This is a genomic window from Bacteroidales bacterium, from assembly GCA_023228145.1.
Lineage (GTDB): Bacteria > Bacteroidota > Bacteroidia > Bacteroidales > CAIWKO01 > CAIWKO01.
Map to the genome: position 1 here is coordinate 63,970 of JALOBU010000014.1, position 17,935 is coordinate 81,904.

Annotated in this window: 11 protein-coding genes; 3 read left to right on the forward strand and 8 right to left on the reverse strand. The window is 37.0% G+C overall.

All coding sequences use genetic code 11. The annotated features are described in order from the left end of the window. Window positions 1-16: 16 nt before the first annotated feature. The 6 genes from M0R16_08545 to M0R16_08570 all read right to left on the reverse strand — a co-directional run bounded on the left by M0R16_08545 (window position 17) and on the right by M0R16_08570 (window position 7,068). Window positions 17-241, reverse strand: coding sequence for a hypothetical protein (locus M0R16_08545; GenBank protein ID MCK9612936.1), 225 nt, complete (start codon window positions 239-241; stop codon window positions 17-19). 78 nt (window positions 242-319) lie between these two features. Further along, complete coding sequence (locus tag M0R16_08550; GenBank protein MCK9612937.1) at window positions 320-1,240, reverse strand: DoxX family protein; 921 nt, start codon at window positions 1,238-1,240, stop codon at window positions 320-322. An 11-nt stretch (window positions 1,241-1,251) separates the two neighbouring features. After that, window positions 1,252-2,622 carry a M20/M25/M40 family metallo-hydrolase gene (locus M0R16_08555; protein ID MCK9612938.1) on the reverse strand — a complete coding sequence of 457 codons (1,371 nt, stop codon included), beginning with the start codon at window positions 2,620-2,622 and terminating at the stop codon, window positions 1,252-1,254. A gap of 66 nt (window positions 2,623-2,688) precedes the next feature. Further along, on the reverse strand, window positions 2,689-4,542 hold the full coding sequence (locus M0R16_08560; protein ID MCK9612939.1) for a T9SS type A sorting domain-containing protein: 1,854 nt from the start codon (window positions 4,540-4,542) through the stop codon (window positions 2,689-2,691). A gap of 145 nt (window positions 4,543-4,687) precedes the next feature. Continuing rightward, complete coding sequence (ygeW, locus tag M0R16_08565) at window positions 4,688-5,878, reverse strand: knotted carbamoyltransferase YgeW (GenBank protein MCK9612940.1); 1,191 nt, start codon at window positions 5,876-5,878, stop codon at window positions 4,688-4,690. Between the two features lie 11 nt (window positions 5,879-5,889). Further along, entirely contained in the window at window positions 5,890-7,068 is a 1,179-nt protein-coding gene (locus M0R16_08570; protein ID MCK9612941.1) for a YgeY family selenium metabolism-linked hydrolase, read from the reverse strand. A 408-nt stretch (window positions 7,069-7,476) separates the two neighbouring features. Between M0R16_08570 and rpsA the strand changes: the two genes are divergently transcribed. After that, window positions 7,477-9,405, forward strand: coding sequence for a 30S ribosomal protein S1 (gene rpsA / locus M0R16_08575; GenBank protein MCK9612942.1), 1,929 nt, complete (start codon window positions 7,477-7,479; stop codon window positions 9,403-9,405). A 72-nt stretch (window positions 9,406-9,477) separates the two neighbouring features. Here rpsA and M0R16_08580 read toward each other — a convergent pair whose 3' ends face one another. Continuing rightward, entirely contained in the window at window positions 9,478-12,015 is a 2,538-nt protein-coding gene (locus M0R16_08580; GenBank protein ID MCK9612943.1) for an ATP-dependent Clp protease ATP-binding subunit, read from the reverse strand. A gap of 214 nt (window positions 12,016-12,229) precedes the next feature. On the opposite strand from M0R16_08580, the gene gyrA reads away from it, so the two are divergent. Continuing rightward, the gene (gene gyrA, locus M0R16_08585) at window positions 12,230-14,854 is read left to right on the forward strand and encodes a DNA gyrase subunit A (GenBank protein MCK9612944.1); all 2,625 of its coding nucleotides are present in this window, start codon (window positions 12,230-12,232) and stop codon (window positions 14,852-14,854) included. Window positions 14,855-14,921: 67 nt separating this feature from the next. Then, entirely contained in the window at window positions 14,922-16,076 is a 1,155-nt protein-coding gene (locus M0R16_08590) for a tetratricopeptide repeat protein (GenBank protein ID MCK9612945.1), read from the forward strand. A gap of 745 nt (window positions 16,077-16,821) precedes the next feature. Here M0R16_08590 and M0R16_08595 read toward each other — a convergent pair. Continuing rightward, window positions 16,822-17,835, reverse strand: a complete 1,014-nt coding sequence (locus tag M0R16_08595) for a CHC2 zinc finger domain-containing protein (protein MCK9612946.1) — start codon at window positions 17,833-17,835, stop codon at window positions 16,822-16,824. Window positions 17,836-17,935 lie beyond the last annotated feature (100 nt).

A 17,935-nucleotide genomic window follows, 5' to 3' on the forward strand; every position in this document is an offset into this window, starting at 1 on the left:
TGTAATATTTATGATATTATTCTAAAACACAGGTATAATCTGTAGCTTTAGTAACCCTGCCCTGAAACTGTTCGTTTTCACAGTTTGCTTCAGCACTGGTCTTATCTTCCATTTCGTAAATAAAATTTTCGTTAGCAGTTGGATTTATGGCGGATGTGCATTTACAAACCCTGTTTTTAACGCATGATGTTGCCATAACAGCTAAAAAAACGATACCGATTATAAAAATTACTTTTCTCATTTTGTTTTAAATTTTAATTTAATGCAAATTTACACATTTTTTAAAAATAAGTAATAACTAATAATAATTATAGGCTTGTTATTTTAGCCATTCAATTATTTCTTTATAACCCATGCTGATATAGTTTACTTTTTTTTCTACAAATGTGTTGTTTATATATAAAATGGAAGGCAAACTGTAACCTGCAAGTTTACGGAAACGCTCTCCCAGCAATATCATGTGAGGGATATCTGTTGTTTTTGTTTCATCAAAAAAAGTTTGTAAATCATTGGTTTTTCCATTTAATATTAAGTAAAAAGGAATCGCAGGGTTTTGTTTATGCATAATATGCATTTTATATGCAGCAATTTTGCAGTGCCGGCATCTCAGGCTCATGAACGAAATAATGTGTTTCCCTTTTCTTAAATCCACTTCTGGTTTAACAATATCATTGCTTGAATAAAGCGTGTCAAGGTTTATTTTATAACCGGTGCTTTCAGGGCTCTGCTGATAAGAAACAATGAAATCAGGAGGGTTGATAATATATGGGAGTGAAACAGAGGAGAGAACTCCGAGTATAATAAGTAGTGTTTGGAAGCGATATTTAAAGTTTGGATGAAAAATATACAGCACAAAAGCAACGACAATCATGATAATATTTTTAATGATGGATTCAAGAGGTGTCATGACCAGAATATCTCCAAAGCATTTGCAGTTGCCTTTATTGCCTTCGGAAATTAATATTATAATAAGGTAAACTGTAAATATTAACAGCATCACAATAGTGGCTTTCAAAGTAAACTTTCTCATTCGGATATTTAATATCAGCATGATGCCGAGAAAAAACTCCGCGGCAATAAACAGGCGTGAAATAAAAGGTGCCGTTTGCCAACCGGCAAATCCAAGGTCAATGAATGTCAGCTCAAAAAGCTCAATAGGGAAAAGTTTGCTTAGCCCTGATAGAATAAAAACCAAACCAAGCAATACACTTAAAACAATGAATATTATTTTTTTTATCATGTTATATTATTTTATAAAGCGTATTTATCTAATAAATAAACCAATGCGGCCATAGATGCCGCTCCTAGCTGTAATTCACGCTTGTTCACCGCTTCGAACACGTCGGTTGGAGCATGCTGATGGTCAAAATACCTTTGAGAATCGGTCATTAAGCCAAAAAGAGGGAATTTCAGATTTTTCATAATGCCAATATCAACTGCTGAATGTCCTTCGATGAATAACCACAAACCATATTCTATAAGCAAGGGTTTCCATTTTTCAATGAGGCCTTTGATATTGGCTCCATTTTCGAAGCAAAACCCTTGTGGCGTAAAACCTCCGCAATCGGATTCAATGGCGGCTATATGTTTTTCATTTTTTTCTTCGACGACACTTGCATATTTACGTCCACCTCTCTGTGCCATTTCTTCATCCATGAAATGAACCACACGAAGGGTACGTTTTAGTTTAATTCCTAAACTTTTAAAAATCCTAAGCACCTCCATAGCCTGAACAACACCAGCTCCGTCATCGTGCGCTCCTTCACCGTTATCCCAGGCATCAATATGAGCACTGACAACAATAATTTCCTCAGGATGTTCACTGCCTTTTAATTCTCCGATAACATTATATGATGTTGTATCCTCATTTTCAAAGCAACCTGATTTTAAAAAAATTGTCAGAGCTGTATCATTCTTTAGAAATTCACTGAGCAGGTCGGCACTTATTGTGCTAATAGCAAATGCAGGAATTTTTTTTATACTGTCATTATAATACATGATGCCCGTATGGGGATAATCATGGTAAGCAAGGGTTAGTGAACGGCTAATAGCTGCCACAGCACCATATCTGGCTGCGTAAGCAGCGCCGTGAACACGTTGGTTTGCAGCACCTCCATAAGCAGGAAAAGTAGAATAAGTAGAGGGGTCAGCAGCACGGTTGAAAAACACTATTTTTCCTTCAATTTTATCTTTTCCCAGTAATTTCAATTCATCAAAATTTTTAACTTCCACTACTTTTGCGCTGATTCCTTTTTTGCCGGTCCCAACAGAACCACCCAATGCGCATACCGAAAGATTTTTTTCAGGAGCTAATGATGTTTTGACTATGCAGGTTTCTTTTTCGCCACGTTTCCAGTTTCTTACTTTTAGGTCTTGTAAATAAACGGTATCGGCTCCATATTCGGCAAGGGTTTTTTTTGCCCAATACACGGCTTCAATGGATTGAGGTGCCCCCCCGATGCGCCCGCCTATTTCTTTACAGAGAAAAGATAATTTATTGTATGAAGTATAATTTGTAAGCGCTTCGGTAAATATTTTCCTGATAATAAGAGAATCTTCATTCTGAGTATATCCGAAGCAGGTAATAACAGAAAGAAAAACAGCAAAAAAGTAATTTTTCATAATATAAGTAAATAAAAAACCCCGCAGCAAATTTACCACGAGGTTTTGAATAATAACAGAAAATGTTTATTTAAGTATTGTTATTTTACTACTGAATACTTTATCTTCTTTTACAATTCTGATAATGTAAGAACCTTTTGCAAACCCTGAAACATCAATGGAATGATTTAAATTAATATTTTCTTCAGATAAAATCAGTTTGCCCATGAGGTCATAAACTGCAAGAAAAGCATTTTCAGCATTTGAAATATTTATAATGTCGTTTGCTGGATTAGGATAAATGGCAATTTCTGCATCCATGTTACTAGTCTCTATACCGGCTTCAACAGTAATATTGATATTATCAATGTAAAGGTTATTGCCGTATCCGCTAGTGCCTTTAAATTTAATTAAAACTTCAGGCTGCCCCACATAAGCACTTAAATTTACAAACTCATTTCTCCACTGGCTTGCAGTAGGGACAAATGAGCTATTGGTATTTGGAGCTGTTGCCAGGGTAGAACCGGATTTGTTATAAACGCTTGTCCATGTTTTACCACAATTGAGAGATACAAATACTTCAAGTTTATCGGTGTAGGAAGTTGAATATCTTGCGTGAGCCACATCAAATGTTAGTCCAAGGGAAGTAAGTGAAGAAAAATTTAGAGGTGTACAAAATAATTCATCATAACCAGATGAAATATAATAAAACATCAATTTTGCTGAAGCGTTGTTTGTTCCCCATGCACCTACTGTTGCTTTTTGCCATGTATAAGTATCATTTGTTGCATTGTTGATTATAAAATTTTCAGGTGGAAAAGCAGGAGCTTGAAATCCTTCAGCAAAAGGTATTGAATAATATGTTCCAACAATACTAAATTTGGCTTTTACAGTGTCACTTTTATGGCTGTTATCAATAGTATCATTTGCCCTGAAAATATATGCAGTAAAATCATGCGAGCCCTCTATGGAAGTTAAGGTTGGAAATGTTATGCTTGTTGTGTCCTTATGGTCGAGAACACCAGTCCAGATGATACTATCTTCGGGATTATTATCAATTTTATAGTGAATGTTTAGTTTAGTAAGTGCTTCACTACCTTTATTTTTTATAAGAATTTTAGGAGAGATGGTTGAGATACATTGTAAAAATATTATGTTGCTTAATTTTTCCAAAGAGCCATCAACTAAAAAAGGAATAGGCATACTGTATGCTGCCTGCTTAACGCTTTTATTGGCATTATCCTGTATCCATGCAACCACAGCAACTTCAGTTAAGTCATAAATGTATGCTGGCAATGCTACTGCAAACATCAGGCTGTCTTTTTCTCCGATTGTCCAGTTGGTTGCTATGGTTGTTCCGCTTGCGTTAGGAAGCATTTTTCTCATAACTTCAAAAAAGTCCTTTTCACCATTGGCGCCGGGTGCTGAAGCAAAATGGATTTCCTGCTCTGTGATGGCAACATGGCATTTAGGTGTAGTCATAGTTATTGCTTCTGTGGCTTCAAAAACACATTTAATAAAAATAGAGTCTTTATCATCAGATAAATAATGTGTAAGAGTCATTACAAACGGTGATGGGACAACAGATTCGTTATTAATTGTTGTTTGATTTATATTTGAAGGGTGTGTATTGAGAGTACCATCCATGACAGCTTTTGGAACGGAATTTATACTGTAATATGATATTCTTACATCAACTTCAGTGGGGTTTTGTTGATTCATTGGGTCGAACCCGGGGAAGTCCCACTGGTATTTGATAGGAATAACTTTGTTTGCATTGGCATCCAGAAGGGCATTAAACCCCGGATTAGTAGCAGCGCAAGGGCCGCATGAAGCATTGGAAAATTCTTCCATTAAAATCATTCGATGGCTTTTGGGTTGTTGGGCAAAGCCTATGGCTGTAATCGAAAGTAAAGTCAATAGTGTGAAAAATTTTCTCATAATTTTCTTTTTATGTAATGACCAATAAATATATTTTGATGACAAAATTAGTTTATTATACTTATCATATTAAAAGTTAACTATAAATTAACTACAACTTGATACTTTTCAGATTGTTAGATAAAAAAAACAGGTATATAAAACATTATTGGGCTTTTCTCATGGGGCTTTTCTTAAGAATTTCTTCGAGCATTTCAGGGACATTTTTAATTATACCGGAAAAAATCATCGCAGCTATAATATAGGGTTTGTATCCGGCCTCAATATAAGTAGGTATTCTGTGTTTTTCAAAAACAGCTTTAGATACTTCGCCTTCTTTGCACGAAACAGATGATATGTCGGCAGGCAGGCAATGCATATAAAGCGCTTTGCCATTTTTTGTAAGTTTTATAATATCTGCATTACATTCCCAGTGTTTATATTTTGCATTATTTTCAAGACAATGTTTCTCAAGTTCATCCAAACCTGCGGCATTTTTTTTGAGTAAAAGCTCTGTTCTTTTTTGCATCACCGTGTATGGCGCCCAGCTTTTAGGATATACAATATCAGCATTTTTAAATGCTTTTTTTATATCGTTTGTAACATAAAAATTGCCACCGCTTTTCCTGGCATTTTTTCTTGCAATATCAAGTACTTCAGGGATAAGATCATAACCTTCAGGATGTGCAAGTTCCACGTGCATTCCAAAACGTGTCATCAGCCCGATGATACCCTGAGGTACGGATAAAGGCTTGCCGTAACTTGGAGAATAGGCCCATGTCATCGCTATTTTCTTTCCTTTAAGGTTTTCCAGAGAACCGAAATATTTTTTCAAATGAAGCAAATCGGACATGGATTGTGTCGGGTGGTCAATATCGCATTGCAAGTTGATGATGACAGGGCGGGAGGGGAGCACCTTCTTTTTAAAACCCTCATTAAGGGCTATGGCTACTTCCAACATATAAGTGTGCCCTTTACCAAGAAACATATCGTCGCGTATGCCAATGACATCTGATAGAAAAGAAATCATGTTAGCAGTTTCCCTGACGGTTTCCCCGTGAGCAATCTGTGATTTGACTTCATCCAAATCCTGCACAGCAAGACCTAGCAAATTACAGGCAGATGCAAAAGAGAAGCGTGTACGCGTTGAATTGTCACGGAAATTGGAAATGGCAAGGCCGGAATCAAAAACCCGCGGAGAGATATTTTTGTTACGCATATCCTTAAGAATCTCGGCTATAAGCAAAATAGCCTGCAACTCATCATGTGTTTTATCCCACGTAAGTAAAAAATCTTTCCCAAATAAACCGGTCTTGTATTTTTTCAATTCAGAAATTAACTCATGGATTTTATTCATAGGTGTAATTTTTAAAACAACATAGCATAAGCGGCATAAAATGCGGAAGCATCAACTAAATCGCTGACAGGAACTTTTTCATCGGGGGCATGCGCCAGGGCTTCATTACCCGGACCAAAGCCGATAACAGGTATTTTATACAATCCATTTATAGTAACTCCATTGGTTGAAAAAGTCCATTTGTCAATAAAAGGTTTCTTACCAAATACATGTTCAAAAGCTTCAACAGCTGTTTTTACGGAGACATGTGATTCATCAATTTTCCATGTTGGAAAGTACTTTTCCATTCCGTAGTCTTTGCCTGTGTATGCTTTCCCGTTGTAATACAAAACCCTGGCTTCGGCATCCATTCCTTTGATGATTTGATTTATTTCGGCCATAGCTGTTTCTTTGGTTTCTCCCCAGGTGAGGCGCCTGTCGAGATGTATCTTCGCATAATCGGCAACAGCACATAACGAAGGGCTCCCGGAAACAAATTCCGAAACGGTAACCGAACCCTTGCCAAGAAAATCATCACTTGTTATTCGTTCATTAAGTTTTTCTATTTCAAGGCATGTTTTCGAAGCCATATAAATGGCATTAATGCCGCGTTCAGGTGCCGAACCATGCGAGGACTTTCCCCTGAAACTCACCTCAATCTCCATACGTCCTCGGTGGCCACGATAAATATTAAGGTTAGTAGGTTCAGTACTTATTACAAGGTTGGGTTTTATATTATCTTCTTCAATTATGTACTTCCAGCAAAGCCCGTCGCAATCTTCTTCCATCACACTGCCTATAAAATATATCGTAACATCTTTATCATAGTTCAGTTCCTTCAGTATTTTCCCGGCTGTGATAAAGGCAGCCGGCCCGCCTTTCTGGTCAACGCTGCCACGGCCATGAACATAGCCATCTCTGATGTGGCCGCAATACGGGTCAAATGACCAGTTGCTGATATTACCTGTATCCACCGTATCAATATGTCCGTCAAATGCAAGAATGCGTTTGCCATTGCCAATCCTGCCGATGACATTTCCCAGGCCATCAATAAATACTTCATCGAAACCTGCTTCCTGCATTTGTTTCTTCATGACTCCGGCCACTTCCTTTTCTTGCCCGCTGAGTGATTTTGCTTTGATGAGCTGCGATAAAATATGAGATGTATAAGAGGAATGGCTATTTGCAAGGGAATTTACTTTTAAGAGCATTTTGTCCATAATTTTACAATTATATTTTAGCAAAATTAGTATGTCTTGTGTAAATAACGGAAATATTTATTCGCAATAGCTTTTCAAATAATATTTTTCTATAAACCTTTTATAATCTCATTATTAATAGTATCTTTGTACCCCATTTAATTTAATGATAATTAACGGAATTATTAACCCCTGTCTGTAAGATAGTTACAGGCATACAAATCAAAAAAAACAATGAACGAAGAAACAAATCTGGGCGACCAGGAAAATGTTGAACCTAAACGGGAAGAGATTATCAACGAAACAGAAGTAGAGGCAGAAAGCTCTACAGAAGAAGCTCCCATTGCAGAGACAAAAGAACAATTTTCTGACGAAATGGAAGTGAATGAATTAACTGAAGAAACTCCGGAAGAAAAACACATGGAAGAACCTGAGGCGAAAGTTCAGGAGGAAAAAGAAAAACCGAAAAAAAATGACCATGTAGCTCCTGAAAATTTTGACTGGGAAACCATTGGAAAGAAGCACGACAACTACTCTTCAAATGAGCGTAAAAAACTCGAAGATATTTATGAAAAAACCATGAGTTCTATTGTAGAACAAGAAGTGGTGGAAGGAACCATCGTTGGAATGAATAACCGTGAAGTTGTGGTAAACATAGGTTTCAAATCGGATGCTGTTATTTCATTAAATGAATTCAGATACATGGACGATTTAAAACTTGGAGATAAAGTTGAAGTATATGTTGAAAGCCAGGAAAACCTTACCGGACAGCTTATTCTTTCACATAAAAAAGCCAAACTGCTCAAAGCATGGGAACGTGTGAACGAAGCTCTTGAAAAAGATGAAATCATTACAGGTTTTGTAAAATGCCGCACCAAAGGTGGCCTCATTGTGGATATTTTTGGTATAGAAGCATTCCTACCCGGCTCACAAATAGATGTAAAACCAATACGTGATTATGACATTTTTGTAGGCAAAAACATGGAGTTCAAGGTGGTGAAGGTGAACAACGAATTCAAGAATGTTGTCGTTTCTCATAAAGCTCTTATCGAAGACGAACTCGAACAGCAGAAATCACAGATTATAGCCAAACTCGAAAAAGGGCAGGTACTTGAAGGAACTGTCAAAAACATCACTTCTTATGGAGTATTTATTGACCTAGGAGGTGTTGACGGGCTTATTCACATTACCGACCTCTCATGGGGCCGCATCAACCACCCTGAAGAAATAGTTACACTTGACGAAAAAATTAATGTGGTTATCCTTGACTTCGACGAAGGTAAAAAACGTATTGCTTTAGGTCTTAAGCAATTAACTCCTCATCCTTGGGATTCGCTGGATGCAAACCTAAAGGTAGGTGACAAGGTAAAAGGAAAAGTAGTTGTAATTGCAGATTATGGTGCATTTATCGAGATTACTAAGGGTGTGGAAGGGCTTATCCATGTGTCCGAAATGTCGTGGTCTCAGCATCTCCGTACAGCACATGATTTCCTGAAAGTGAATGATGAAATCGAAGCTGTGATTTTGACTATTGACCGTGAAGAACGTAAAATGTCTCTTGGCATAAAACAACTTATTCCCGACCCATGGGCAAATATTGCAGCCAAATATCCTGTTAATTCCCACCATGAGGCCACAGTTCGCAATTTTACGAATTTTGGAATCTTTGTTGAACTGGAAGAAGGCGTTGACGGTCTTATACACATTTCTGACCTTTCCTGGTCGAAAAAAATTAAACACCCTGCGGAATTTACCAAAATCGGAGAAAAAATTGAAGTGGTAGTTCTTGAAGTGGATACAGAAAACCGTCGTCTAAGCCTGGGACACAAACAACTCGAAGAAAACCCCTGGGACGTTTTTGAAACAGTATTCAGCATAGACAGTATCCATAAAGGCACCATTGTAAGCTCTAATGACAAGGGCGCAGTTGTATCATTGCCCTATGGGGTTGAAGGTTTTGCTCCTGCACGCCATTTACTTAAACAGGATAACACTTCGGCGCGCACAGACGAAACCATAGAATTTAAAGTTCTTGAATTCTCGAAAGAAAATAAGAAAATACTTCTTTCACATTCCAAGACATGGCAAGACCTCATTAATGCTGAAAAAGTCAAAGAAGCAACAGAAAAGAAAACAAAAGATGCTGCCACTAAAAAAGTAGTTAAAAAGTTGAAAGATAATATGGAAAAAACTACTCTTGGCGACATAGAAGCTCTGGCAAACCTTAAATCGGATATGGAGCAGAGTGAAAGGGAAAAATTTGAAAAACGCTATAAAGCAAAAGAAAGCAAAAAAGAAGAAAAAGCAGAAGATAAAACTGAAGCCAAACCAGAGGAAAAAAGCGAATAATTTTGCAACTAAGTAATAAAAAAACGCCCTTATTATTATGGGCGTTTTTTTTTAGCAAAAATTATAAAAAATCTATAAGGTTGATTTCTTATCAGCTTTTTTTGCATCGCTGATTTTTATTTCCACATCTTCTTTTTTTGCATTATAATCCACCGTGATAATATCGCCATCTTTTAAGCTTGATCTAATAATTTCCTCTGCAAGAGCATCTTCGATGTATTTTTGTATAGCTCTCTTCAAAGGTCTGGCGCCGAAGTTCGGGTCCCATCCCTTGTCAATGATAAAATCTTTGGCTTTTGTAAGCACTTTTAATTTATAACCGAGGCTTTTAATCCTTTGCTCAACATAAGAAAGTTCAATATCAATGATACGGTGGATATCTTCGCGTTTTATATCTTCAAAGATGATAACATCGTCAATTCTGTTAAGAAATTCCGGAGCAAAGGCTTTTTTTAGGGCATTTTCAATAATACTTCTGGCATATCCTGCTTTGTTCGACATTTTCGCTGATGTCTGAAACCCAACGCCTTCCCCGAATTCTTTCAGCTGCCTTGAACCAATGTTGGAGGTCATGATGACGATGGTATTTTTAAAATCTACTTTTCTGCCAAAACTGTCGGTAAGTAATCCGTCGTCAAGTACTTGTAACAAAAGATGAAATACATCGGGGTGTGCTTTCTCAATTTCGTCAAGCAATACAACAGAATAGGGTTTGCGCCTGATTTTTTCTGTCAACTGACCGCCTTCTTCATAACCAACATATCCGGGAGGCGCTCCAATCAGCCTTGAAACAGCAAACTTTTCCATATATTCACTCATGTCAATACGTATCAGAGCATCATCAGAGTCAAAGAGATATTTGGAAAGCACTTTTGCAAGGTAAGTCTTGCCAACGCCAGTGGGACCCAAGAAAATAAAAGTGCCGATAGGTTTGTTGGGGTCTTTCAGCCCGGCTCTATTTCGGCGTATGGCTTTAACAACTTTTTTTATGGCCTCATCCTGACCAATAACCTGACGTTTAAGTTCATCTTCCATATTAATAAGGCGGGTACCTTCATTCTGGGCAATACGCTGCATAGGAACTCCGGTCATCATAGCCACAACCTCTGCAACATTTTCTTCTGTAACTGTTTCCATATGCTGCTGGCTTTCGTCAAACCAGCTTTTTTTGGCAGCATCAAGCTCATTTTGCAGAGACCTTTCCAAATCGCGGTGCTTGGCAGCTTCCTCATACTGCTGCATTTCTATGGATTTACGCTTCAGGTTTTTAACTTCCTCAATTTTTGTTTCTATCTTTAAAATATTTTCCGGAACATGAATATTGGTAATATGAACTCTGGCACCGGCTTCATCAAGGGCATCAATGGCTTTATCGGGAAGGCAGCGGTCGCTGATATATCGGGCTGTTAGTTGAACACAAGCCTTGATAGCTTCATCAGAATATTTTACCAGATGGTGTTTTTCATACCTGTCTTTGATATTATGAAGTATTTCAATGGTTTCATCAGGTGTGGTTGGTTCTACAAGCACTTTCTGAAACCTTCTCTCCAGTGCTCCGTCTTTTTCAATATATTGCCTGTATTCATCAAGTGTTGTAGCGCCAATACATTGAATATCTCCTCTTGCCAGGGCAGGCTTGAACATATTGGAAGCGTCAAGAGAACCTGATGCTCCGCCTGCACCGACAATAGTATGTATCTCATCAATAAAGATGATGATATCGTCGTTTTTCTCAAGTTCATTAAGCACCGCTTTCATACGTTCTTCAAATTGTCCGCGGTATTTTGTCCCTGCCACCAGAGAGGCAAGGTCAAGAGTGACTATTCGTTTGTCGAATAAAGCCCTGGATACTTTGCGTTTTATAATTCGCAAAGCCAGCCCTTCTGCGATTGCTGTTTTGCCAACACCAGCTTCCCCGATGAGTACAGGGTTGTTTTTCTTTCTGCGACTTAATATTTGCGCAATACGTTCAAGTTCTCTTTCTCTTCCCACAACAGGGTCTAATCTATCTTCTTCCGCAAGACGTGTCAAATCCCTGCCAAAATTGTCAAGGGTAGGGGTTTTTGATTTAGGGTCTCCTGCTTTTTTCGATTCTCCTCCAAAAAAACCTTCATCAGGGTCATCGCTTCCCGGATTATTTGGTATATCATTTCTCGGGTTAAAATCAGCTCCACCATCTTCAATAAAATTCATGACACCTTGTTTTACCATGTTATAATCTATACCATGCTTTTCAATTATTTGAGTAGCAAGATTTGATTCGTCTTTAAGTATCGCTAGCAATAAATGCTCTGTTCCAACTAATTCTGTTTTAAAAATTTTGGTCTCAAGGTAAGAGAATTTCATGACTTTATCGGCCTGCTTACTAAGAGGGATATCAGCATTTTTGTCAATCTCCCTTGAAGTTTTTATTGTGTGTTCTATAGCATGTTTAATTTCATTCATGTTGCAATGAAGTGCACGTAACACCTTCATAGCCAATCCGTTGCTTTCCCGCATTAATCCAAGAAACAAATGTTCTACGCCCACATAATCATTCCCCAGCCGGATAGCTTCTTCCTTACTGTATTGAAATATGTCCTGTACCTGTTGCGAAAATTTTGAGTCCATCTTAGTTAATATTTATTTTCAAAGTTATAAAAAAAAATTACATTGTCAAAATTAACTAAGTACGTGTGTTTACAAGCATTTTGATGATGTTACTTTTCAACAGAAAAATGTTAGTAATAATATTGAAAATAAACTGTTTTTATTTGGGAAAAAAGTTGTATCTTCGTTAAACTTTAAAAAAATCTAATTATCTAAAAATGAGAGAGTTGTAGCTATGGAAGAACTAGAAAACATTATCAAAGTAAATATTGAGGACCAAATGAAAACCGCATACATTGATTATTCAATGTCGGTTATTGTATCCAGAGCCTTACCGGACATCAGGGATGGATTGAAGCCGGTTCACAGAAGGGTATTGTATGGCATGTATGATTTGGGCATTTTAGCAGGAAAGCCTTATAAAAAATCTGCAAGAATAGTAGGGGAGGTGCTTGGAAAATATCACCCACATGGTGATACATCAGTGTATGATGCCATGGTGCGCATGGCACAGGAATGGTCGTTGCGTTATCCACTTATTGACGGACAGGGTAATTTTGGCTCTATTGACGGTGACAGCCCTGCTGCTATGCGATATACCGAAGCACGTTTTCAGAAATTGGCTGAAGAAATGCTGGCTGATATTGAAAAAAATACAGTGGATTTTACATTAAATTTTGACGATTCGTTAGAAGAGCCTTCAGTTTTGCCAGCACGAATACCAAATCTTTTAATTAACGGAGCTTCAGGGATTGCTGTTGGTATGGCTACCAATATGCCACCTCATAACCTCAAAGAAGTTGTGGATGGTATCATTGCTTATATTGATAATAATGAAATCAGCATTGCCGAATTGATGAAGTTCATCAAAGCACCTGATTTCCCAACCGGTGGAGTAATATATGGCTACGAAGGCGTGAGAGATGCTTATGAAACAGGGAGAGGCAGGATAGTTATACGCGGAGAAGTTACCGTTGAAGAAGAAAACGGAAGGGAAAACCTTATCGTTACTTCCATTCCTTATCAGGTAAATAAGGCAGAGATGATTAAGAAAACTGCCGACCTTGTAAACGAAAAGAAAATAGAAGGCATTACAGAGATACGTGATGAATCGGATAAAAACGGGATACGCATCGTGTATGAACTGAAAAAAGATACTATTTCAAATGTTGTCATTAATAAATTATATCAATTCACGCCTTTACAATCTTCCTTTAGCGTTAACAACATTGCTCTTGTAAAAGGAAGGCCCATGCTCTTAAACTTAAAGGGGTTAATTACTCATTTCGTTAACCATCGTCATGATGTTGTAATCAGAAGAACAAAGTTCGACCTTGAACAGGCTGAAAAACGCGCTCATATTATTGAAGGCCTGCTGATTGCTCTTGATAATATTGACGAGGTCATTAACATCATCAGGGCAGCAAAGACTGTGGAAGAAGCCCGTAACGGCCTCATGGAGAGATTTTCCTTAACTGATGTTCAAGCCAGAGCCATTGTTGATATGCGCCTGCGTGCACTTGTTGGACTTGAAAGAGATAACCTTAAAAAAGAATACGAAGAACTGCTGAAACTTATTGAGCATTTGAAAAATATTCTGTCGGATGTGGCATTAAGGATGAAGATAATCAAGGATGAGTTACTCGAAATAAAAGAAAAATATGGTGACGAGCCTAAAACTGAAATAGAATATGCTGCCAGCGACTTCAGAATTGAAGACACCATTGCAGATGAACAGGTTGTAATCACCATCTCGCATATGGGATATATCAAACGTACACAACTCGTTGAATACAAGCGCCAGAACAGAGGGGGCAGGGGCTCCAGGGGTTCAGATATCAGGGATGATGATTTTCTGGAACACCTCTTTGTGGCCTCCATGCATAACTATATGCTGTTTTTTACCGAAAAAGGAAAATGCTTCTGGCTCAGGGTATTCGAAATACCTGAAGGCACCAAAACATCCAAGGGAAGGGCAATACAAAACCTGATTAGCATACCTCCTGATGATAAAGTTAAAGCCTACATTAATATTAAAGATATTACTGACAAAGAGTATGTCAAAAATAATTACATCATCCTCTGTACCATGAAAGGTGTAATTAAAAAAACCACACTTGAAGCTTACTCCAGACCAAGGCAATCAGGCATCAATGCTATCACTATCAGGGAAGGTGACGAACTGTTGCAGGCAAAACTCACCAACGGCACCAATGAGGTGTTGATGGCTTTAAAATCAGGGCGCGCTATCCGTTTCAACGAGGCTAAAGTAAGGCCCATGGGACGCAATGCAGCAGGCGTTAGGGGAATGACACTGACCGGAAAAAATGATGAGGTGATAGGCATGATTTGCGTTGAAAACGACAATTATGATATCCTGGTGGTTTCTGAAAACGGTTACGGGAAACGCTCTAAACTCGATGATTACAGGGTTACAAACCGTGGGGGAAAAGGAGTGAAAACCATTAACATTACAAATAAAACCGGGAACCTGATATCCATAAATAATGTTACGGATAAAAACGATTTGATGATTATTAATAAATCAGGAATTATCATCCGTATGGCCGTATCTGACCTTCGAGTGATGGGCAGGGCAACACAGGGTGTCCGCCTGATTGACCTGCGTGAAGACTCGATTGCAGCTGTGGCAAAAGTGGAAATGGATATTAACAGTGAAGATGAACTGTGTGAAAACAATGAGCATACAGATATTAGTCCTGAGAAAAAACCATACATTGTTGAACCGCAAAGTATTGCCAAGGATGAAATAAGCGATGAACTGATAAAGAAATATAAGGAAAATGACGAAAACAGGGATGAAAAAGAAGAAAATACCGATAAAGATGAGGATATTTAATTTTTGGCAAAGAACTTGTTTATAAAAAAATAAATTATTTTTGTAACCAACACATAAATTAAAAAAAATGAAAAAGTTAGTATTAGCAGTCAGTGTAATTTTAATTTCTGCTGCAGTTTTTTCACAAAACGCAAAAGTAGTAAGTGCTTATAATTACTTGAGAAACGGGCAGCTTGACAAAGCAAAGCAGAATATTGACGAAGCCTGTGTGCATGAACAAACAATGGGTCAGGCAAAAACATGGTTTTATTGTGGTAATATTTACCTGAGTTTAACAGGTACAGATAACGAGAAATACAAAGCATTATCGGAAAACCCAATGCAAGTGGCTTATGATGCTTATCAAAAAGCGTTAAAAATTGACCCTGAAATACAAAACGAAAGCCTTATGCCTTACAGCCCGAAAGTAGGATTGCTTATTTTGGGAGAACAGTATATCAACAAAGGCGCTGATTTTTATCAGCAGCAAAATTTTACCGAAGCCATATCCATGTTTGAAATGAGCAGAAAAATAAGTGGTATTTTCAGCCAAAAAGATACTATCGCTACATATTATGCAGCCATTTGCGCTATTCAGATGCAGGATAATGCAAAAGCAAAATCATATCTGGAAGACCTTACAAAAGCAAATATAAAACAAGGACTTGTTTACACTCAATTGGCAACTATCTATAAAAATGAAGGTGATAGCGTTAAAGCAATGAATACCATATTAAAAGGAAGAAAATTGATGCCTAACGACCTGAATCTGATAATAGGGGAGATAAATATTTATTTATCGCAGGGTAAATTCACAGAAGCACAAGATTTGCTTAATCTTGCTGTAGAGAAAGACCCCAACAATCCTTCATTGCATTTTGCCATTGGAGCCAATATGGATGAGTTTGGAAATTTTGAACAAGCTGAAAAATCATATAACAAAGCTATAGAAATAAAACCTGATTATTTTGATGCATATTATAATCTCGGAGCGTTGTATGTAAATACAGCAGCAAAAGTTATGGAAGATGCCAATAAACTTCCTATAACAGAAACTCAAAAATACGACGAATTAAAAACAAAAGCAGACGGTTTACTTGATAAAGCAATTCCGGCTTTGGAAAAAGCCCGCGAATTAAATCAAAAAGATAAAAACACCCTGTACACTTTGAAACAACTTTATGCAAGAAAGGGCAACCTTGATAAAATTAAAGAGATTGACGATATTTTAAAAGGTTTATAAAATTGGAATAAAAATAATTGAAGGAGAGAGTATCTCCTTTAATTATTAAAATACTATTTGACATAATATTTATTATAAGACAAAGCTAACTGGGGCTATCAAACAGCGTATTAACCTTAAAACCCGCTTGTATGAAGGCCATCAACATCAAATCGTAAAAAGAGATTGACAACAATTATGAATTCACTCTCGGCAACGGCACTCAGCACATTTTCTCAAGCAAAAAAAATTAGATGCATTCATTAACAAAAAAAACAAAGATTTAACCAGGATTCTTTATGACGTTAATATTCTTTGTTATAACTCAGGTTGTAATCATAAATGTTTGGCATTACCATTAATATTTATACTTCCTTTCGATTTAAGATTAACGATCAACGATTTTTGATTTTCGAATTGAATTCAAATCTAAATATGTAATATCGAGGCTTTCTTCATAGGAAACAAGAAATCCCGGTAGAAATTATGGTAAAATTCTTATTGAAAACTAATTATATCAAATCCCCCGATAACTCCTGGCACCTACCCCCGCCCCCGAAAATAATGGTAATTCAAATATAATTTATTCGGCAAGCCCTATTGTTATGTACATTTAAGTTCTATTCTTTAGCCAACTTGAACCTGTCAACATACTACGCCCCGCCGACCTGTCCCGCACACGAAGTGTCGGGATGCCTGCCCGTCCGGCTTGACTGATGCAAGCGGGTCAGGCGGGCTTGCCGACACAAAGTTAGCGGTATGTTTTTCATCTTATTATTAACATTTGTTCTATATTACTTAAAAATTCTCTCATGTTTTTCATTAGCTCTTCTATTTCAATTGGTGAAAACTTCAATTCATCATTTAAGCTTATAGAAGGTTTAATAGTCCTGGCCGGTGTTTGTGATATTTGATTGATAAATTTTTCATCAGCAATAGATAGCGAGTGAACAATAGCGTGTCTAGAAGCTTGCGCTAAAATAACATTATCAACAACGCTGTCTTTTTCAATCTTAAAACCAAAATATGTCTGAAATTCTCTACAAATACTTTGCATATCTTGAAATGTAAGATTCTTCTTTTTAATGATTATTTCTCCAATTGATTCTGATAAATCAAAATTATATGACTCCAATTCTTCAAAAGTGAATTTTAATTCAGCATTAATGCTTTTCAAACATTCATGTTTTTTCTCTGCATAATACTTAATTGAATCTCGAAATAAGTCTCGAACACTAGATGTAAAATAAGAAACGATTAATACAATACATTGGTTATATATTGATTCATATTGGATACGAAGAGAGTCGTTTTGCCTAATAGTTCTCAGTTGAATCAAAGTAGCTTCAGGTAAGAAACGAACATTCGTGATATTTATCTCTTTATTGACTTTTATTCTATTATTCAGTCCCTCAATTTGTGTTATACAAAAATCCAGTAAAATCTTATCAAATGACATTAAAGATTTTACTGATTCAATATGGGATAAAAAGCTGTCCAAAATTGGTTTAGTAACCTTAGATATTATTGATTCTTCATCATACAAATCTTTAGCGTCAATTGCGCTCGTTGGTATGCTAATATGAAAAGTCGTTGCAATATCCTCTATTGCTTTATCATGTGATATTTTTTTAAATTCACTAATAAACGATATACTATTCCCAGATTTACCACAACCAAAACATTTGAAAATTTTCTTTGATGGAGATACTGTAAACGATGGGGTTTTCTCATTATGAAAGGGGCATAAGCCTGTAAGCTTCCCTTTTTTTCGGGCCATTCAATCTTAGAGTTTCAAAAATACATTTTTTTCATTTAATACCATCATCGGTGTTTTATATCCCAAAGACTTGTGAGGTCTTTTGTAATTGTAGTCATAT